General features: G+C 55.9%; 24 protein-coding genes and 1 pseudogene. 17 read left to right on the top strand and 8 right to left on the bottom strand.

The window, feature by feature from the left end; all coding sequences use genetic code 11:
- Positions 1–117: 117 nt before the first annotated feature.
- Positions 118–441: an H-NS histone family protein gene (locus RA26_RS15710; protein ID WP_039185128.1), complete on the bottom strand. Its 324-nt coding sequence runs from the start codon at positions 439–441 to the stop codon at positions 118–120.
- 333 nt (positions 442–774) lie between these two features.
- On the opposite strand from RA26_RS15710, the gene RA26_RS15705 reads away from it, so the two are divergent.
- Positions 775–1,644: a hypothetical protein gene (locus tag RA26_RS15705; RefSeq protein ID WP_039185127.1), complete on the top strand. Its 870-nt coding sequence runs from the start codon at positions 775–777 to the stop codon at positions 1,642–1,644.
- 47 nt (positions 1,645–1,691) lie between these two features.
- Here the strand turns inward: RA26_RS15705 and RA26_RS15700 are convergent, their stop codons facing one another.
- Positions 1,692–2,345 carry a recombinase family protein gene (locus tag RA26_RS15700; protein WP_039185125.1) on the bottom strand — a complete coding sequence of 218 codons (654 nt, stop codon included), beginning with the start codon at positions 2,343–2,345 and terminating at the stop codon, positions 1,692–1,694.
- A gap of 339 nt (positions 2,346–2,684) precedes the next feature.
- Here RA26_RS15700 and RA26_RS15695 point away from each other — a divergent pair, with 339 nt between their 5' ends.
- The 3 genes from RA26_RS15695 to RA26_RS15685 are packed head-to-tail and all read left to right on the top strand — an operon-like array spanning position 2,685 to position 4,677.
- Positions 2,685–3,569: a DMT family transporter gene (locus tag RA26_RS15695; protein ID WP_152612639.1), complete on the top strand. Its 885-nt coding sequence runs from the start codon at positions 2,685–2,687 to the stop codon at positions 3,567–3,569.
- A gap of 58 nt (positions 3,570–3,627) precedes the next feature.
- Positions 3,628–3,996: a TIGR01244 family sulfur transferase gene (locus RA26_RS15690; RefSeq protein WP_052272451.1), complete on the top strand. Its 369-nt coding sequence runs from the start codon at positions 3,628–3,630 to the stop codon at positions 3,994–3,996.
- A gap of 9 nt (positions 3,997–4,005) precedes the next feature.
- A complete protein-coding gene (locus RA26_RS15685; protein WP_052272450.1) occupies positions 4,006–4,677 on the top strand; it encodes a glutathione S-transferase family protein in 672 nt (223 codons plus the stop codon).
- On the opposite strand, the gene RA26_RS15680 is transcribed toward RA26_RS15685, so the two are convergent.
- Positions 4,678–5,259 carry a TetR/AcrR family transcriptional regulator gene (locus RA26_RS15680; RefSeq protein ID WP_193747628.1) on the bottom strand — a complete coding sequence of 194 codons (582 nt, stop codon included), beginning with the start codon at positions 5,257–5,259 and terminating at the stop codon, positions 4,678–4,680.
- Between the two features lie 118 nt (positions 5,260–5,377).
- On the opposite strand from RA26_RS15680, the gene RA26_RS15675 reads away from it, so the two are divergent.
- Entirely contained in the window at positions 5,378–5,767 is a 390-nt protein-coding gene (locus RA26_RS15675) for an SAM-dependent methyltransferase (RefSeq protein WP_241482663.1), read from the top strand.
- Positions 5,768–5,912: 145 nt separating this feature from the next.
- Here the strand turns inward: RA26_RS15675 and RA26_RS15670 are convergent, their stop codons facing one another.
- Both RA26_RS15670 and RA26_RS15665 read right to left on the bottom strand, forming a co-directional pair.
- Entirely contained in the window at positions 5,913–6,179 is a 267-nt protein-coding gene (locus tag RA26_RS15670) for a hypothetical protein (protein WP_039185116.1), read from the bottom strand.
- A gap of 148 nt (positions 6,180–6,327) precedes the next feature.
- Positions 6,328–7,161 carry a DUF4339 domain-containing protein gene (locus RA26_RS15665; protein ID WP_039185113.1) on the bottom strand — a complete coding sequence of 278 codons (834 nt, stop codon included), beginning with the start codon at positions 7,159–7,161 and terminating at the stop codon, positions 6,328–6,330.
- Between the two features lie 676 nt (positions 7,162–7,837).
- Here RA26_RS15665 and RA26_RS15660 point away from each other — a divergent pair.
- The 5 genes from RA26_RS15660 (at position 7,838) to RA26_RS23225 (ending at position 11,808) form a co-directional block, all read left to right on the top strand.
- A complete protein-coding gene (locus RA26_RS15660) occupies positions 7,838–8,326 on the top strand; it encodes an ABC-three component system protein (RefSeq protein ID WP_152612638.1) in 489 nt (162 codons plus the stop codon).
- Positions 8,326–8,853, top strand: a complete 528-nt coding sequence (locus tag RA26_RS23390; RefSeq protein ID WP_039185108.1) for an ABC-three component system middle component 5 — start codon at positions 8,326–8,328, stop codon at positions 8,851–8,853. Before RA26_RS15660 ends, RA26_RS23390 begins: the two co-directional genes overlap by 1 nt.
- A gap of 121 nt (positions 8,854–8,974) precedes the next feature.
- Positions 8,975–10,762, top strand: coding sequence for a hypothetical protein (locus tag RA26_RS15650; RefSeq protein WP_039185105.1), 1,788 nt, complete (start codon positions 8,975–8,977; stop codon positions 10,760–10,762).
- Positions 10,752–11,516, top strand: a complete 765-nt coding sequence (locus RA26_RS15645; RefSeq protein ID WP_152612635.1) for a hypothetical protein — start codon at positions 10,752–10,754, stop codon at positions 11,514–11,516. Before RA26_RS15650 ends, RA26_RS15645 begins: the two co-directional genes overlap by 11 nt.
- Positions 11,517–11,589: 73 nt before the next feature.
- A complete protein-coding gene (locus RA26_RS23225) occupies positions 11,590–11,808 on the top strand; it encodes a hypothetical protein (protein WP_039185101.1) in 219 nt (72 codons plus the stop codon).
- A gap of 387 nt (positions 11,809–12,195) precedes the next feature.
- On the opposite strand, the gene RA26_RS15635 is transcribed toward RA26_RS23225, so the two are convergent.
- The gene (locus RA26_RS15635) at positions 12,196–13,080 is read right to left on the bottom strand and encodes a LysR family transcriptional regulator (protein WP_039185099.1); all 885 of its coding nucleotides are present in this window, start codon (positions 13,078–13,080) and stop codon (positions 12,196–12,198) included.
- A 108-nt stretch (positions 13,081–13,188) separates the two neighbouring features.
- Between RA26_RS15635 and gstA the strand changes: the two genes are divergently transcribed.
- Genes gstA through RA26_RS15615 form a run of 4 tightly spaced genes read left to right on the top strand, consistent with a single transcriptional unit; the run spans position 13,189 to position 15,382 of the window.
- Positions 13,189–13,800, top strand: a complete 612-nt coding sequence (gstA, locus tag RA26_RS15630) for a glutathione transferase GstA (RefSeq protein ID WP_039185097.1) — start codon at positions 13,189–13,191, stop codon at positions 13,798–13,800.
- Positions 13,797–14,177, top strand: a complete 381-nt coding sequence (locus RA26_RS15625; RefSeq protein ID WP_039185096.1) for a nuclear transport factor 2 family protein — start codon at positions 13,797–13,799, stop codon at positions 14,175–14,177. The genes gstA and RA26_RS15625 overlap by 4 nt, the downstream gene beginning before the upstream one ends.
- Before the next feature lie 3 nt (positions 14,178–14,180).
- Entirely contained in the window at positions 14,181–14,402 is a 222-nt protein-coding gene (locus RA26_RS15620; protein ID WP_039185094.1) for a tautomerase family protein, read from the top strand.
- Complete coding sequence (locus tag RA26_RS15615; RefSeq protein WP_039185092.1) at positions 14,399–15,382, top strand: NAD(P)H-dependent flavin oxidoreductase; 984 nt, start codon at positions 14,399–14,401, stop codon at positions 15,380–15,382. The genes RA26_RS15620 and RA26_RS15615 overlap by 4 nt, the downstream gene beginning before the upstream one ends.
- A 75-nt stretch (positions 15,383–15,457) precedes the next feature.
- Here the strand turns inward: RA26_RS15615 and RA26_RS15610 are convergent, their stop codons facing one another.
- Positions 15,458–15,841, bottom strand: a complete 384-nt coding sequence (locus RA26_RS15610) for a zinc-binding dehydrogenase (protein ID WP_039185091.1) — start codon at positions 15,839–15,841, stop codon at positions 15,458–15,460.
- Between the two features lie 81 nt (positions 15,842–15,922).
- Between RA26_RS15610 and RA26_RS15605 the strand changes: the two genes are divergently transcribed.
- Positions 15,923–16,492, top strand: a complete 570-nt coding sequence (locus RA26_RS15605; RefSeq protein ID WP_241482662.1) for a TetR/AcrR family transcriptional regulator — start codon at positions 15,923–15,925, stop codon at positions 16,490–16,492.
- 57 nt (positions 16,493–16,549) lie between these two features.
- Here the strand turns inward: RA26_RS15605 and RA26_RS15600 are convergent, their stop codons facing one another.
- Entirely contained in the window at positions 16,550–16,927 is a 378-nt protein-coding gene (locus tag RA26_RS15600) for a nuclear transport factor 2 family protein (RefSeq protein WP_039185089.1), read from the bottom strand.
- 259 nt (positions 16,928–17,186) lie between these two features.
- On the opposite strand from RA26_RS15600, the gene RA26_RS23220 reads away from it, so the two are divergent.
- Together RA26_RS23220 and RA26_RS23445 are read left to right on the top strand one after the other, a co-directional pair.
- Positions 17,187–17,543, top strand: a complete 357-nt coding sequence (locus tag RA26_RS23220; protein ID WP_241482661.1) for a helix-turn-helix domain-containing protein — start codon at positions 17,187–17,189, stop codon at positions 17,541–17,543.
- A pseudogene (locus RA26_RS23445) lies at positions 17,482–18,107 on the top strand (substrate binding domain-containing protein). The gene RA26_RS23220 and the pseudogene RA26_RS23445 overlap by 62 nt, the downstream one beginning before the upstream one ends.
- Positions 18,108–18,205: the final 98 nt, after the last annotated feature.

Genomic DNA, 18,205 nt, shown 5'->3' with positions numbered 1-18,205 from the left:
TGTGTGTTCGAAGTATTCTTAATGCCTGTGTATTCGGCGTGTAGGAGTTTAAGTATGCAGAAACAGCAAGGGCGGGGCTTGGAACCCCGCCCTGTCTGTGTTGGAGCCGACCTGTAGTCATTCCTTGATAAGGAACTCTTCCAGCTTGTGGCCAGCGTCCAGTTTTTCCCGCAGCCAGTCGGGCATCGGACGCCCGGAATCTTCACCTGCCCAGCTCTTCCGGTGGTTTTCAGGGTCACGGTACTTCGGCTTAGCTTTAGCCCGGCGCTGTTTCGTATGCTCTCCATCTGCTGTCGAGACGAACAACTCTTCAATCGAATAGCCCAGCTTTTCAGCCAACGCCTCAAGCTTCTTCTTCGCTTCCTCTTTGCCGCGCTCACGCTCGATGGCAGCTTCGATTTCGATTTTCTGCCTCTCCAGTTCCTCGAGTGTAGTGGTCATTTTGCAGCTCCTTGTGCCTGTCCTTGATAGAGAACTAATATGTGAAACTTAGACAGTCAAATAGATGTAATCTGTGAGGCCGGAGAGTGAAACTTGCGCTATCACTGCAGTTGGAGATTGAGCAACTCTTGCCCCTGAAGGCGGCGTTCAGCCTGGAAACGGTGGAGGCGAATATGTCTTTGCCCCCTTTGGTCCACGTGCTGGGGCCAATTGGCGCTTTAGTCAAAGAGGTGGAATGTGCAGAGCGGTGATGACAAATTTACGGCCAATGACCTTGGCTCGGGTCTCTAAGAATGTACGGTGCTTTGCACAGCACATTTTGGGGTTTGATTCATGCTCGCCAATCTTCTGAATTTTTATGACCACTATCCCTCAATCCTGCTTTCTCTGAAAGGCATGTCACGCGCTGCTCTCGCCTCTGACCTTCTTCAGGAGCTTGATTTCCATGGGGAGCGGCAGCGAGAAATCTTCGATATCGCGCAAACATATCAAATTGATGAGCAGGCAGAACTGATGCTCCGTAGCCTGTCAGCTCAAATGCAGAATGACGGCCTCGACAGCATGTTCAGTAGTGTTCGGCTGCCCTTTCCAGCAATGCTCTTGACGGTACCTGAACCTGCAACAGGCTTGTGGCCCGCTGCGCTGGTCACCCAAGACGAAGACACCCTCTACACTCAAGTGTATCATGCCAACAAAGGCGGCTTGCTACCAAATCTTCTTGTTTTCAAGTCTCAGGGGGCTTCGGTTGACATTTTGCATTCGCCGACGCTGAAGCTCGCCCGTGCGAGCGGCGACGCCATCTCCGACGACGCTGCAGTTAAGCAAGAGAAATCCCTCTGCTTTGATTTTCTGAGCATAGCCGTCGGTATGTCGATACTGTTCGAGCGCAAAGCCATGCTGGAAAAAGAAGAAGTGCCAGCGTACCCCCGAGCTGAAAGGCGCCGCGCGCAAAAGTCAGGCCGGACGTTGCCAAACAGAACGATCATAAAAGTTAAGCTCGGTGATCTGGGAAAACGCCAAGTTCAGGCGTCTCAAGAAACAAATTCCAGCGATGAGCAGAGCAAAGCGAGACGTCGTGCGCACTGGGTCCAAGGCCATTTCATGCGAAATCGAGCGGGAGGAATAAGTTGGAGGAACCCTCATGTGCGGGGCGCAGGTCCCGTTCTCGAACAAGAGAGGCATATCTCATTCGAAAGTGAGTGATTCCAGTACGCATAGATTTTTAACGGTGGTCACTTTCCGTAAGCAAATCAGGGAATCCCCAACTTTTTGCCGTCCGTGAATACAGCGTAATTCTTAACCGTCTGGGGATGCCAGCGGCCACCTTTGTATGTCGTCACCCTCCGCTCATTCAACAACCGTGCCACGCCCGAGAACGACCCCGCCTCGGCAACCGCCTGCTCGAACTCAGGGCGTATTGTCTCGAAGAAATCTCGCTTCTCTAAACGCCGTTGAGCCGCCAAGGCTTGGGCGTTCCGGCCAAGCACGGTTCCCCGTTTCTTGGCGGCTCTGAGCGCGGCTCTGGTGCGCTCAGAGATCTGGCGGCGTTCTTCCTCGGCGAAGCAGGCCAGCAGATGCAGGAAGAAGGTCGACACGTTCGGGTGTTCGCAGACGGTCAGCTCAATGCCCTGGTCGATGATCCCTGATATGAACGATACCTTCCGGGAGAACCTGTCCAGCTTCGGGATCAGCAGCTTGGACCGGGTTTTCTTGACGAGGTTGATCGCGTTCCACAGCTCGGCCCGGTCGTCACGTTTGCCGGACTGGATTTCGGTAAACTCGGCGATCACGTTGTCGGCGGGTTGAAGGAACTGCTCAACCATCGCCCGCTGTGCTTCCAGCCCCAGGCCGGACCGTCCCTGCCGTTCTGTCGAAACCCGATAGTAGACAACATATTCTGCCATTCCGCTCCCTCCGTAGCCGACAAACGTTGGTTTGTCTTAGACGGCGTCCGGGAGGTTGGCGGGGAGTTCAACTGGTTGAGGCTGTAAGGCTGTTGCTCTCGCTCAAAAACAGGCATTGGTGTAAATCGCCGCGAAGGTGTGGTCCGAGCCCTTTCTGCGAGATGCTGCGACTTTCCTGAGCGACTGCTATTGCTGCTTGGGTTTACCGTACCACAAAAATCATACTACGTGGTATGATTTTATTGACTAGCGACCCGAATCCCCATAATCAAACTTGCAAGTATGATTTTGGGGCGCCCGCACATCGTTGGCCCCTCCTGCAAAACGAAGGGTATGGCAATGTCTGAAACAACAAGCATCCAACCTAGCCGGAACGTGCGGCTCAAAGGCATTGGAATCGCGCTCATTGGGGCAGCGCTGATGAGCCTCGATCCGGTTTTCATCCGGTTTTCCGGCGTAGAAGAACTTGAAACCTCGTTCCTCTTCGGCCTCTTCACCGCGATCTCAATGGCTGTCGTCATTCAGCTGAAAGACAAGAGAGGTGTTCTTAAGGTATTGCGTGAAAGCGGGTGGCCCTTGCTGGCAGCAGGTATCTTAATGCTGGGAAGCGCCAGCGGGCTGGTATTCGCGATTAAGAACACCTCTGTCGCAAACACGTTCCTGATCTTCAGCACGACACCAGCGATTGCAGCGGTGTTCAGCTGGATATTCCTGCGTGAAAAAGTGTCCGGACAAACATTGTTTGCCATTGTCGGCGTATTTGCCGGCATTGCAGTTGTGGTGTCTGGCTCGACCGGCACCAGCAACTGGTTCGGAGACATGCTGGCTGTGTTTGCGGTCTCGTGCCTCGCCCTGATGATGACACTCTTACGCAAGTTTCCCGACGTGAGCCGCATGGGGGCAGTGGGTGTTGGAGGCTTCCTGCTGGCGTTGACAATGTTCTTCTTCACCGAGCCATCGGCCTTCAGCTTGAACACATGGCTGATCATGGGCGCGATGGGCCTGCTTACCGCTCCGTTTGGCCGGGTTCTGTCGATGGTCGCAACCCGCTATGCCACTGCGACCGAAGTGTCGATGACGCTGATGCTGGAAACTGTCTTGGCTCCGATCTGGGCATTCATTTTCTTCACTGAGGTGCCGGGTGCCAACAGCTTGGTCGGCGGTGCCATCATCCTGGTCACGATCGTGGCCTACACACTGCATCTAACCAGAGAGGAAGGCTGAAGCTGGCAGGCTTCAGCTCTCTCCGCCTGCAACCGCCTTTTCTGACAAGGAGCTTTAGATGGACATTAAACGGATCTCATCCAAGGTCAGTGTGAGCCCGCAGATTTCAGTGAGTGATCTGGCGGCAGTTAAGGCCGCAGGGTTCAAGGGGATCATCTGCAACCGGCCCGATGGTGAGAGCGCGGATCAGCCCAGGTTTGCTGACCTTGAAATAGCTGCAAGCAAAATCGGATTGAAATTGCGTTATGTGCCAGTTCAGCCTGGCGCGGTTTCAAGTAGCGATGTGGCGGCATTCGTCAAAGCGCTAAGTGATCTCGGAAGCCCGGTCTTAGCCTTCTGCGGTTCGGGTAAGCGCTCGGCATCGTTGTGCGCCCTGCTGCACGCACAGCAAGCGCTGACTGATCATCCTGACCAAATCCAGAACTAAGAGGCTGCCATGATCAAACTTGAAATCGTGGGTTATGACTTTTGCCCTTTCATCCAGCCCGCGATTGTTACCTTGGTGGAAAAGGGTGCCGCATTCACCGTGACCTACATCGAGCCCGGCGAAAAGCCGGACTGGGTGCGCCAGGTTTCACCGGAAGGCATGACGCCGTTTCTGTTGGCGGACGGTAAGGTTCTCTTTGAATCCGCTGCCATAAATGAATTCGTCAACGAGGCAACCAGCGACGACCTGCATCCTGGAGATGCCTTCCTGAAAGCGCAAAACCGTATGTGGATCAGCCGCAGTTATGATCTGCTGGATCACATCTACGAGCTGAAAACCACGGATAGCCAGGATGTATTCCACGCTGAGAAAATGAAGCTGAGAACGAAGCTCCGTGCCCTCGATGAAACGATTGGCGAGAACACATTTTTCAATGGCCCAGTTTTCAGCTTGATTGATGGGGCCTTTGCACCCGTGTTCAGGTCCATCGCCTTGCTTGATGGCCAGTTCGCTGCGGGTATTCTTGACGCTTTGCCGAATGTCGCAAGGTGGTCAATGAACATCCTTGACAGACCGTCGGTGCAAGCCTCCGTCGTAGAGAACTTCGACGCAAGATCGGCTGAAAAAATCCTGCGAAGCCATGCTATCGCAGCCAGCCTGCATTCAAGCTCGGCGGCTTGATCAGCCGTTTTTTAGATCGGCCAGCAGCACACGTGTAGCGGCCTCAGCGAGCCGGACGATTTCTTGTTCGTCCGGTCGCCCTCTTCCGAACAGAACGTCATCCCGGAACGCGAAAAGCATCGACGTAAAAAGAAGCACAGCCTCATCTGGATCGGCAACGGATAGCCGTTCCTTCAGAAATTGTGACAAAGCCGCACTCGTCTCATCCGGCGCCACGGCAAAAAAGCTCTCTATGATCTCAGGCGACTTGGCGCTTTCGGCGACCAGCAATCTGAATATGCGCAAGGGCTCATCTGCAATGTGCCAGCGTATAAATCCCTGGGCGAAGCCCTCCAACGCTGCCCGGGTGTCAGGATCTTTCAGGTGACGCACGAAGTCAGCATTGCTTGATTGCCCCACAAACCTGACAGTAGCTTCGAACAGCTCGATCTTGGACGGGAAATAGCGATAGACGGTTTGTTTGGTAACGGCCGCGAGTGACGCAATCCTGTCCATGTTTGCGGCTTCATAGCCTGCTGAGAGAAATTCTTCCCGCGCGGCGTTCAAGATTGAGAGGCGCTTCGCTTCTCTCTTTTCTTCCATTCTACCCATAGTGCTAAAGCTAGCCTCCGAATAATCATCCTCATTAGTATGAAAATGTTGACCTTAGCTCAAGCACAAGATAATCAAACTCAAAAGTATGATTATGGAGGCGAGGCTTATGGCTGAACTCAACCAGATCGGCTGTATCAAAACGCCCTACAAGCGACTGGAAGATTGTCCGAACAATACCCAGTCGGATGGGCCTGAATGTGAGGTCATCTTGGACGCAGCGTTTGCACCCGGCCTGAACGGTCTGCGAGTGGGCCAATCGGTACTTTTGCTGTATTGGTTCGAGGGTGTTGACAGAACTCTGGTCACTCAAGCGCACGGACCGCGTGCTGACGGAAGAGAGGTTGGCACATTCGCCCTTCGTTCACCGCATCGGCCCAACCCAATAGCGGCCTCAACAGTGCCGATTCAATGGATTGCAGAGGGCAAGCTAGGGGTTCGGGGATTGGACTGCCTTAACGGCACAAAGCTCCTGGATATCAAACCGGCGACGAGGTGAGCCAGCGGCCCCCGGAATGCCAGCGTTCGTGCAAAGGCTGCTAAAGCCTACTTGCGCATCGCTTTTCTGCCGCCCCTGGGAATTTTGCCCAAGTCCGCCAGAGAAATTCAAACCTGACAGCGCCATCGCTTTCTGGGCCTTCGGTTCAGATGATCGGATTGGGAGCGATGGTACCCACCGGAAACAGGTCAAAGTCGCTCCAGAAGACCTTATACATGAGGCACTGGTCCTGGCCGAGTATGTCCTTCCCGGCCTCAATGCACTCAGCCCGGACGCGCTCACCGGTTTTGAAGCGGAACCCGATATCCCCTAGATTGTCGTCAAACTGGTACTGGGCTTTGCCGAAGTAGTTGACGTCATTGATCACCAGAAGGTCGGGTAGCATTTCGCCGCCCGGGTAAAACCATACCATCAACGCCTCTCCATCAGCGTTTCTGATAGGGACCGATGCCGGGATGCATGCCTGTGTTGTCAGGAGTGTTGCTGTTGCTGCGGCGAGTTTAAAAAATCTTGTCATAGAGGGAGCGCTTTCTTTGTTAGAAATGTGGGTACCCGGGCGCCTAGAAGCCATCAAAGCGCACGTGGAAATAGTACTGACCGTCCTGCTCGGAGATCGTGAGGGCGATTGGTGTGTCGATGCCGCTGGTGTTGGTCACGACGGCCCGGCACTTTCGCTGGCCAAGCGTTTCTGAGTGCGAAACCTGCTCAACACCAGTGATGCTGACCGCCTTGGCCTTACCAAAGTTGATCGGGATGTCAGGGTAGAGGTCCTCAACCATGCTCAAGGATGCCTTGCTGTCGCACTTCGGCAAACCCGCCCCGGCATAGACGCCTCCTGGCCATGCCGCTGTAATGAAGCCGCCTAGCACCAGGGCAACAATCCACGCGACTAATGGCCCGCTGCCCAGACCTGTCCGCTTCGAGCGCAAGTAGATATATGCTGGGACGAGCAGGAGAATCCAAAGCAACAAGCCGTTCACGGCATCCCTGCGACCACTCCGTTCAACAGCGTTTTGGTCGAGCAGCGCACAGATCGTGTTGGCAAAGAAGAACAGCAGGAACGACAGTCCAGGCAGGCCACCCGTGTTGAAGGAAGCCGTGCCGTGCCTCAGCAAAATGACCTCGGCGAAGGCCATCACCAGAGGGACTGAAATCAGCATGTACAGCCAATGGTTTTGTATCTCAGTGGCCGGTATCAGCGGCGGTTCACTCGGCTCTCGCATCCCAGGAACTTCGGCAGCCCTTTTCCAGTCGTCGGCAAAGTCCTTGGTCCAGACAAGTGTCTTTTCCGTCAGTTCGCCGTTCTCGTAGCGTGCTTTCAGGTCAGGGAAGGTAACCGGCCCCAGACGCTCACCGCCGATGATGTAAAACCATTCTGTTGTCGCTTCAGTCACACCGGACCTCCGTAATTTCTTGGCAGCCGTTGGCCCGCCGAGGGCCAGCCGTGTTTTGGGTAATTCCGCTCCTTGGCCAGAAGGCGATCCCTCCTGAACGGCTGAAGGCCAACAGGTTCAAATGGGCTGACGTTGGAAAAGTTGGGACGGCTTTGCAGCACACATCACGGACAAACCGATCCGTATTGCTGACCGCCATGCCTGCCATCCGGCTAGGGTTTGGTGTGTTTGCCTGCATAGCGCCCCGATCAGCGAGCGCCCTCGCGGTTGACTGGTGATCGGGGTGTTGGAAATCCGCTGCAACACGGACCCTGTGCCTTTAGCCGGAGCCTGTTGTATAACACAGGCACCCCGACCATAGGTCAAAGGTGTTCAGCCGAGTTTACGGCCTAGTTGCAGAGGGGTTTCCACGCCCCAACATGGCCGCGTCTGCCATGTCGAGAGCAGTCGTAGCAGCTAATGTGGTGAAGCTGAAGAGCTTCTAGTTTCTTGAGTGACGATCGGAAGGTTAGGTGGTCCTAGCTGGCGTTCCTGGCACACTTGCACCACGAGCAGCTATCCCGGCCTTAGGAAAAAACCAGATGCAAAATTCTATTTGATTGATTGCACGCTAGCTAGTTGTGCCTTAGGTTGATTCTGCCCAATGGCCAAAAGACGACGCAGTTAGGTTATCCGTTTGAGCAACCATTCACAGATACCCGGTCTCTTGAGGCGTCTGGGTAAAGAAATCGACGAGGGCGGCCCTGGAGTAGAAGGTTTCATCGATGACCTGCAAATGTTCCAGGATCATCGCTCAACTTCGGGTGTCGTAGGTTTGAAAGACAAGCTGACCGATGCTGAACGTGAAGACGAAATTGAAAGTGCTGAACTAAAGAAGGAGTTGTTTGCCAAGCTTCTTCTTAGGATGCAGCATTACCCTTCTGCACAGCGAATTTTTGCGTTGTTTCTTGCAAGGATCAATGACGTTTTCGAACATCACATCACCCCTCACGCGAGCGAGGCCGGAATGGATCGGAGGGCTGTCGACGGGATTATTGAGGAAAAGATTGTTCAACCCACCCTCCAGGATATGGGGGAAGGTTTCGAGCATTTCACCATCAATCATGCGCACGTGCGAGGCATGATATACTGGCTTGCCGACCGGTGTTTCGTGAGGTGGAAATAATGTTTTCGTTGTCCTACACGTCCGCCTATGACCCCTATCACACGGTGTTTAGATACCTTGTTCTTCTGAACTCTGCTCAGGGTGCTCAGCTCTCTTATCGGTCCGCCAGGGTGGCCGACTTTTTCCTATGCTTCCCTTGGGCACTGCAGGATTTGAAAGCTCCCAGAAATGTACAAGGATTTGCGAGGGATCGAAACTCGCTTGTTAAGAACTACACACCTAGTTCATACGAACGCGTTCCCAGCGACCGAGTGGTATTTGAAAGAATGGAGATTATTCACGCTGCTGCAGTAAGTGCTTTATCGGGAGCTAAAATGATCGACGCGACTGAGTTGAAAAACGAGGAAATCCGGTTGGTTCGAGATTCAATTAGTGGGCGAATGCAAGAAGCCATTGATACATTTACTAGTGCGCATGCATCTCTTGTGGATTTCTTATCCACTAAGCTTCCGCAAATAGATGAGCGCGGAAAAGACGGCATCTTCGCGCGGACGAGATTAGGTGACTATAGCTATGATATCGTATAAGCCCAGCCTTGAAATAGCGTCTCTTACGGTGCTCCGTCGGGGGCAAGCTGTCTTTGATGAGAAATTCCACACTGGGCTCAACATCATTAGAGGTGAGAACAGTTCCGGAAAATCAACGATTATGGACTTCATCTTTTTTGGTTTGGGGGGTGATCTCCTAGAAAACCAATGGAGAGAGGCGGCTCTTCTTTGCGATGTGGTCATTCTGGGAGTGAAGCTCAACGGCAAGGAGTTGACGCTCCGAAGGGAGGTTGAGCGTAAGTCTTCACAGCCTATGAAGATTTTCTTTGGCCCTGCGGAGGACGCTAATAAATATGCGGAACAAGGCTGGGAACGATATTCATTTCGAAGAGGAAAATCTGAGAGCTTTTCGCAAGTCATATTCCGCCTCCTTGGTCTCCCAGAGGTTCAGTACGGTGAGACCAATACTAAAATTACAATGAATCAAGTTTTAAGACTCTTGTATTCTGACCAGCTTAGCACTGTTGAGAAGGTTTTCAGAAACCAACCCTTCGACGACGCTATAACTAGGCAAACAGTTGGGGACCTACTTCTTGGTGCCTATAGTCAAGAGTATTATTCTGCTCGCCTTAAGCTAAAAGCACTTGAGGCCGAGATTAAGGGGGCTGTGGAACGTATCTCTACACTCACTCGTGTGCACGGAAGGGATGGCCATCCTCTTACTTTGGAGTGGGTGAATCAGGAGCAAAAGCGCCTTGAAGATGATCTGAACAAGCTGAACCTTCAAATCGAAGGAATCGAAGCTAGGATCTTCTCGGCTCAATTTGAGGACAGGTTGTCACTCAACGACCAGCAAGAGACCTTTGCAAGATTGCAAAGTTTGCAAGCCGAAATTGCCGATATTACATCTGAGCTTCAGGCTGTAGAGCTGGATGCCGCAGACTCTGATGAATTTATCGAAGCTTTAACAAAGAAGCTCGACGCTTTGCATGAGTCCAAACTCATTGTCGATGAGTTGAATGCCCTCGCTTTTGATTTCTGTCCCGCATGCTTTGCTCCCGTGACCGAAGTTGAAGTTGAAGGTGCATGCTCACTATGTAAGCAAGCTACCGATCACGAAAAGACTAAAGAACGGGCTCTTCGGCTAATAAATGAGTATGCCCGCCAGCGTCAAAGCTCGTTGGATTTGCAGGTCACGAGGCATCAAAAAATAACGGATCTCCGGGCTAAGTTAACTGCAAAAACTGAGCTGTGGGAACAAGCGGGGCGTCACTATACAATTTCTGTTCGAAGCCCGACTACTGAACTGCGTACAGAGCTTCGTAAACTCAACCGAGAAGCCGGGTACTCGCAAAGAAAGCTCGAAGAGCTTGCGACTCGCAAGGCTGCCATCGCCGAGTTGAGGGAGGCGCAGGAGCGTAGGGATGATTTGCAACGGCAGATTGATGACGCAAAAGCAACTATCGAAGTTTCAGAGCGGCGAAATCGCGAGCAAATATCTAGTGCTAGGCGAACTGTTGAAAGCGAGGTTCTGGATTTCCTTAGGAGAGATCTCGAGCGTCAATCTACCTTTACGAATGCGCAAACTGTTGGATTTGAATTTGATGGTGATCGCTTGAATGTTAATGGAGAATCTTTCTTTTCGGCGAGTTCGATGGTGTATCTTCGAAACAGTTTCATTGCATCACTTGCCGTAGCAGCTGCGAATTCACGTTCGTTCTCACATCCTCGGTTCATGCTGATGGATACTGTCGAGGATAAGGGGATGGAGCCTGATCGCAGTAAAAACTTCCAGAGGATATTGCATGAGAAATCTATCAATGCCGCCTCTAGCAACCAGATTATTATCGCTACCTCTATGATTGCAGATGAGCTGAACAAGCCAGGGATAACAGTCGGCGATTTTTACACTCACGAAAATAGAACATTGAATTTGAATGTCGGATGACGCTCTTTTGATATTTAGAAAAGAAAAAAACAATGTGGGTTGGACGCCTGAGGGGTGGAGAAAACGTGTCATCAATTGGCACTTGCTTCGAGGCTTTGGTCAAAGCGCCCCGGCGACAATTTCGATGTCCGCGCCGTTTATTGGGTACTTAGTCCTCTACCATGCCGAGATTGAAAACTATCTAGGTGGTCTTGGGGGGCTGCTAGAAAAGCAGGCTTCTGCGCAAGTCTGTAGCCCATGGTTCGATTTCTCTACTCGTTTGAACGTACTCTATCTTGGCTTGATGTGTTTGGGCCTTGGGGTCATCGCATTTAGAGTCTTCGCCCCAGCAGTGGTAAAGAGCGCAAGTGACAAACAAGACTATGTGACGACTTCTCTTGATAGCGTTTCGGCTCGAAATCTGAGGGCCATGTACGTAACCATTAAGTCTCGGCGACCAAGTGCAGCAAAAGCTCTTGTTGAAAGAGCTCCGTGGCTGGACCGCTCGAAAAGCATAAAAACTGCCTCAGATGGCTTGCGGAAAGATGATGACGGCCAACTAAAGATGGACGTGCTTAGTAGCTACTACAGCGCGCAGGACCGTAATACCTCGCGGTTTTGGGTTTATTTAGTGCTAGTACTGTTCGCACTCGGGTTTTCTTTGCTAGCATTACCTGGGTTAGCGTTCACCCAGCGGGTGCTGTGTGTGATCTACAGTGGCTGGTTTCCAGGTGGTATAATTGCGTCTTTGAACTTCTGGCCTCTAGATGCTTGAACTATCTTCAGAGCAAAAGTTTTACACAAAATTCAGCAACATCATCTAACTACTTGAAATCACTTTTGGTAATGTGATTGAAAATCCTCGTGTCGGTGGTTCGATTCCGCCCCCGGGCACCATTTTTCTAGAAAAAGAGATTAATTTTCAAGCGCTTGCCGCGAATGGCTTTTCCTCCACCTTGGCCAAGAATGCTGGCACGTCGGTAGATCAGCTGGAACGCTTTTACCTGAAGAACATGGCTTCGACGAAAGAGCTGATCGAAAACCTACAGACACGTGGGGATGACTAGCTGTTGTGTCCCCAAAGCCTCCTACAGGATGTGGCGGATTGGATCAAAATTGCGGACGGAAAACTGCAGACCGCGGGGGATTTTCTCACCATCAGATTCAATGGAGCAGATCGCTTCCAGACGAGCACCGGTGAAACCAAGGCGCACATCTTCTGGCATGAATACGAGTATAGCCCGCGTCTCGCCCGTTGTGCTTCCAGCCCCTGGCTGGACCGCCCCTGCTGTTCCGTCGAAACCCGAGAGTAGACAACATATCTGTCTATGGCGGCGCGGCAACGGCACCTCACGGATCTTTCGCAGTTGTTCAACTCAATGGGTCCGCGAAACCGCCATTTCGCTGCGGCTGGCTTCTAGGACCGGGGGCCGCCGAGCTGGAAGCTTTCGGCGCTATGCCAGCTCAGCAGGCCCGATTTTACTCCACAGTTCATCGGCAACAACACCAACTGGCTGGTCCCTCCGTCTCATTTTGAAAATCATTGTCCGGCGAAGGGGAAACCCTTCCAGATTCAGAGAAAATAGCGTTCCGGAGCGCCGCTCCTGTTCTGTCATGTGATCCGGCAGACCGCCCCAGCCAAGCCCGGCGAGGATCACCTTTTTCTTGGCCGCGAGGTCGGAGACGGTCCATTTCAGCCCGCCTGGCAGCAAGTCGCGGCTCTGCTCATGGGCCGCGCCGCCAGTCCCGGCCGCGACCACCTGAACATGGCTTTGCATTTCGGCAGCTGACAAGGCGCGGGACCCGGCGGGCAGGCCTAGGCCGGGGCTTGCCACCGGCCGGATCGTGACCTCGGCAACCGGCTCCGCCTCCACATCGTCCAAGGGCACGCCGTCCAGGGAGGCCAGCGCGATATCCGCCTTGCCCTCCATCAGCCGCGCAATCGGTCCGCCCATCATCTCCATCCGCAAGCGCAGGTGGGTCGCCGGGTGGCACCGCCCGGTGTCGGCAAGGGCAGGCAGCAAGGAGTCCAGATCCATCGTCGCGCTGACAGCCACGGTCAGCTCCGGTTCTTCCCGGGCGCGCAGCCGGGCCGCTGTGGATCTCAGCCCCTGCATCTGCCGCAGCACCCGCGACGCCTCGCGGTAGAAGATTTCACCTGCCGGAGTGAGCGCCGGGCGGTAGGCCTCGCGGCTGAACAGTTCCAGTTCCAGCTCTTCCTCCAGCTGGCGGATGGTGTGACTGACGGCGGACTGCGATTTATGCAGCCGCTCCGCCGCGCCGCGAAAGGTTCCGGTGGAGACAATCGCCTCCAGGGCAAGGAGCTGGTCGTGTTTCATCGGGTCTCAACATGATCTGATTTTTCAATCGTTATGCTGAAAACACAATATTATCAATAAATCATTCTAGGCGGTATCCAGAGGGCATCACCGACACAGGAGACTGTCATGAAACTTTACTACAAACCCGGCGCCTGCCCGATGGCCAGCCACATCGCCCTGCATGAAACCGGCCGCCCGTTTGAAATCGAGGCTGTCGATACCGCGGCAGGCCGGACCGAAGGCGGTGCGGATTACCGTGCAATCAACCCCAAGGGCTATGTTCCGGCCCTGGACCTGGAGGACGGCGGCATCCTCACCGAAGGGCCGGCCATTTTGCAGTATATCGCCGACAGCCACCCGGAGGCGGGCCTGGCGCCGGCCGCAGGCACCCTGGCCCGGTCACGGATGCAGGAACAGCTCAACTGGATCGGAACCGAGCTGCACAAGGCCTTTGGCCCGCTGTTCCGAGACGGTACGTCCGAGGCCGGCAAAAACGAAGCTCGCACCGCAGTTGCAGGCAAGTTCGATCTGATCGAGGCGCAGTTGGCGGATGGCCGCGAATGGCTGGTTGAGGATCAGTTCTCAGTGGCGGATGCCTATCTGTTCGTAGTTTCGAACTGGGCCAATTTCACCGGCATCGACCTCTCCCGCTGGCCCAATCTGGCCGCCTTTGTAAGCCGCAGCGCCAATCGCCCGTCCGCCCAGGCCGCAATGCGCGCAGAGGGGCTGATCCAATGACGCCTGCCGATCACAAGGTGGTCGGCGCACTGATGGAGGCCTATTTCGAGGGTCTCCATCACGCCGACAGCACCATGCTGCGCAAGGTCTTTCACCCGCAGCTGGCCTATGTCTGCGCCACTGAAGATGATGAGCTGTATCTGGATCTGGAAACCTACATGGCCCGGGTCGACGGACGCGAGCCGCCGTCCAAACGCGGCGACCCGCGCGAAGAGGAGATCCTGGAGATCGCCTTTGCCAGCAACCGGCTGGCCCATGTCAGCGCCCGGATGACCATGATGGGCCGGGACTTCCACGATCTGCTGACCCTTGTCCGCCACGGTGCCGAATGGCGCATCGTTGCGAAAGTCTTCTCCTATGTTCCGCGAAAGGACTAACCGATGCCCTATGTGAATATCAAAGTCACCCGTGAGGGCGGCCCTGAGGGGACAGGCCCAAGCGCAGAACAGAAGGCGCAATTGATCACCGGGGTCACCGGTCTGCTGCAGGACATTCTGGGCAAGAACCCGGCAACCACATTTGTTGTGATCGACGAGGTTCCTCTGGAGGATTGGGGCGTGGGCGGCCTGCCAGTTCAGGAGTACCGGAAGCAGGCGCAATGAAGACACGGCTGACAGAGGCGCTGGGGATTGCCTGCCCGGTGATCCAGGCGCCGATGGCCTTTGCTGCGGGCGGCGCGCTGGCCCGCGCCGTCACCCAGGCCGGCGGGCTGGGCATGATCGGGGGGGCTTATGGAGATGCCGGCTGGATCGAACAGCAGTTCGCCGCCGCCGAGGGGGCCCGCGCGGGCTGCGGGCTGATCACCTGGAAGCTGGCGGAACAGCCGCATCTGCTTGATCTGGTACTGGCGCAGGATCCTGCAGCAGTATTCCTGTCCTTCGGCAATCCGGCGCCCTTTGCGCCTGCGGTCCGGGATGCCGGCGTGCCGCTGATCTGCCAGGTCCAGACCCTGCGCGATGCCCGGCAGGCGCTGGACTGCGGCGCGGACATCCTCGTGGCTCAGGGCGCGGATGCCGGCGGTCACGGCGAGGCGCGCGGCACCTTTGCGCTGGTTCCCGAAATCGCGGATGACATCGCACGCCGCAACAGCCAGGCGCTGCTCTGCGCCGCCGGCGGGATCACCGACGGGCGCGGCCTGGCGGCGGCCCTGATGCTGGGCGCGGATGGGGCGGTGATCGGCACCCGGTTCTGGGCGTCGCACGAGGCGCTGGTGCATCCGCGCATCCTGGACCGCGCGCTGGCGGCAACCGGTGACGATACGATTCGCACCAAGGTGGTCGACGTGGTCCGCGGCTATGACTGGCCCGCCCGCTACAATGGCCGCGTGCTGCGCAATTCCTTCATTCAGAAATGGCACGGCTCCGAAGCGGCCTTGAGGAAGGAAGCAGATGCTGAAGCCGCAAAATGGTCGGCGGCTCTGGATGCGGGTGATCCGGAAGTGGCAACGGCTTTCGCTGGCGAAGGCATCGGCCTGATCCGCTCGGCGGCACCTGCGGGCCGCATTCTCGCGGACCTCATGGAAGACGCGCAGCAGTGTTTGGCCCGGGCGGCTGCGGCAATGGGCGGGCACGCGGCCGAGTAACTATCCGGAACCCTTCGGCAGCACAAATTCCGGCACAAGCTGGGACGGCCCCGCCTGTGCCTTTCGCTGCAGGTGTCAGCAAATATTGTCCAGGACAAACTTGCCGGAGTGACCGGGCGCCTCCAGCCGGCGGTGCGCTTCTGCGATCCGGTCCAGCGGCATGATTTGCTCAATACCCGGATCCAAGACGCCCCGGGCCAGCCAATCCGCCAAAGGCAGCAGAACCTGCTGATTGGCGGGATTTTGAACTGTCACCGGGGTGATGCCGCGCGCCGCAGTAAACACCCCGCCGGGCTTCCACCACTCAGGCACGATGGTTGCATAGGCCACGCCGTTCTTCACCGCGGCAAAGGCCTGATGCGCATGGTCCCGGCCGCGCACATCAATGGCGCCATCCACCTGCTGCGCCCCCGGTGCCGCCAGTTCAAACCCCAGAAGAGGCGCGATTGCAGCGGCCATGCCCCCACCGCCCCTTTGGGGTTGTTGAACAGGACAGACGCGCCCGGCGGCAAGCCCAGCGCCTGAAGCGCCGCCAGCGCGGTGCTGCCGGTCAAAGGCACCGCAGCCGCTGCGGTGAAGGAAACCGTACCGGCGATTTTCACAACCTGGCTGGTCGGCAGCGCGGCCATGGGGCTAAATCCCCCCAGCATCTACGCGGCCTTTGGCAACAAACAGGCACTGTTTGAACGGTGCGCCGCCCACTATGCGCAAAGCGTTGCAGCCTACGCCCCCCGCGCCCTTGACGGGGAACAAACCGCCGCGCAGGTCCTGCGCCGCTATGTGTTCGAGGCCATCGGTGCCTTTTCCGCCAAAGACCGGCCCTGGGACTGTCTGCTCGTCAGCGGCGCAACCAATTGCGGAAAGGGCAGTCTGGGCGCGCAGGACCTGCCGGCCGGATACCGGCAGGCCAGCGAAGCCATGAATGCAAACCGGATCCGGCGCGGTATTGACGAAGGGGATTTGCCTGCCTCCACTGAACCGGATCTGCTGGCGAAATACGTTGCGGTGCTGATACAGGGGCTAACAGCCCAGGCCCGTGACGGCGCAGCAGCTGACGAATTGCACAGCGTGGCAGAGCTTGCGCTCCGTCAGCTCCCCGTTTTGCCCTAGCAACCGGTCCGGGGCGCGTGCCCGCTTTGAAGGGCGGCCACGCGCTTGCGGAATGGCTCACAGCCCTGAGATATCCGCATAGACATTGTAGTCCGCGATTTTGCCACCGCGAAGGCCAAGGCGCGTTGCAAAGGGAACCTTGTGCTCACTTTGGTCCTTGCGGGTATAGTGAACAGATCCCTCACAGAACACAGCGTCACCGCTCGACCATATGCCGGTAATTGTGTGGCTCATCGCGCTGATCGTGGTGAAGAAGGAGGCGTTGGCGTCCTCAACGGGTTTGCGGCCTGAAATGGCGTCGAAGTTGCCCAGCCGGAAGATCACATCATCGGTCAGAAAGCTGGCAACCGCTTCGGCGTTCATCGCGTCCACTGCAGTATAAAGACCGTCGATCAGGGCAGTATGGGCATTGGTATCTTTAGCTGTGATTTGCATTCGAGTGTTTCCTGGATTGAGGTTGAGAGGCGCTGGAGGACGCCAGGGAGTTTTCCGTTCGCGATTAGCCAGCTTGTGCCAGAAGATGGCTGGCAGAGGATGCTGGCATGCCGCACAAACTTCCATTGATGCACGTTTTGGACATGGCGGCCTCAGGTAGTCTGACAGTTGGCAAAGATCTAATTGGCTCCCGCTTCCGCTTTAATCCTCTAATCGGGAAACTTCAGGGTGAGCAGAAGTTGACAATGGAAAGAGCCGCATGATTGAGATTGGCGCCATTCTGGTTTTCGTTGCGGTTGCAGAAGCCGGCGGGTTTGCCGCCGCTGCCCGGCAGCTGGGGATCACAAAGTCCGCTGTCAGCAAGCGGATCGGCAACTTAGAGGCGCATTTGGGCTGCAGCTGTTTCATCGCTCGACACGCAGCATGTCTTCGACCGAGACCGGTGAGATCGACCTGTCCCATGCGGTGCAGGCGCTCGGGTCGGCGCAAGAAGCGGAGGATGCTATCACTGCCATGCGGGGCAGCCCGCAGGCCGGCTCTGGGTCAACGCGCCGATGTCCTTCGGGTGGCTGCATGTAGCGCCTTTGATCAAGGATCTTCTGGAGCGCTACCCTAGAATCACACTGGATCTGACCATGGATGACCGGGTTGCGGACTTGGTTGAAGCCGGGTTCGACATGGCCATCCGGGCAGGCACCCTGCCGGATTCCGCCCTGATTGCATGCAGGCTGGCGCCCATTCACAGTGTTCTCACCGCGGCGCCGGCGTACTTGTCTCAGGCAGGCACGCCACAGCACCCCGAAGACCTGCTGCAGCACGGCTGCCTGCATTACAGCTATTCGTGCGACCCGAGAGAATGGATACTTCGTGGTGCAGAGGGAGACGTACGAGTTTGCATGAAAGAAAGACTGTGTGTCAACAACAGCGAAGCGCTGTGTACAGCCTGATTGACGGGCTGGGGATCGGGCATCTGCCAATCTTTGTGGCTGGTGCTCATCTGGCGGCGGGCCGTCTGGTGCGGGTGCTTCCAGCCTACTCGCTGCCTGAACAATCCTTGTTCGCGGTGTTCCCGGAACGGCGCCACATGCCTGCAAAAACCCGGGCTTTTGTTGATTTCCTGGCGGACCGGATCGGCCGCGAAACACCCTATTGGGTCATTGAGGCTAGTCTGGGCGGATGAAACGTCACATCAGGTCAGAGGACCGCATGTGATCCTGTCAACGGCTCGCCTGTTCACTGGATCGGCGTGCCGCAAGCGCACCGCAAGAAATTGCCGCT

This window comes from Leisingera sp. ANG-M7, assembly GCF_000813965.1.
GTDB lineage: Bacteria > Pseudomonadota > Alphaproteobacteria > Rhodobacterales > Rhodobacteraceae > Leisingera.
The sequence above is the reverse complement of the archived record's forward strand: the minus strand, read 5'-3'. Positions and strand labels throughout refer to the sequence as shown.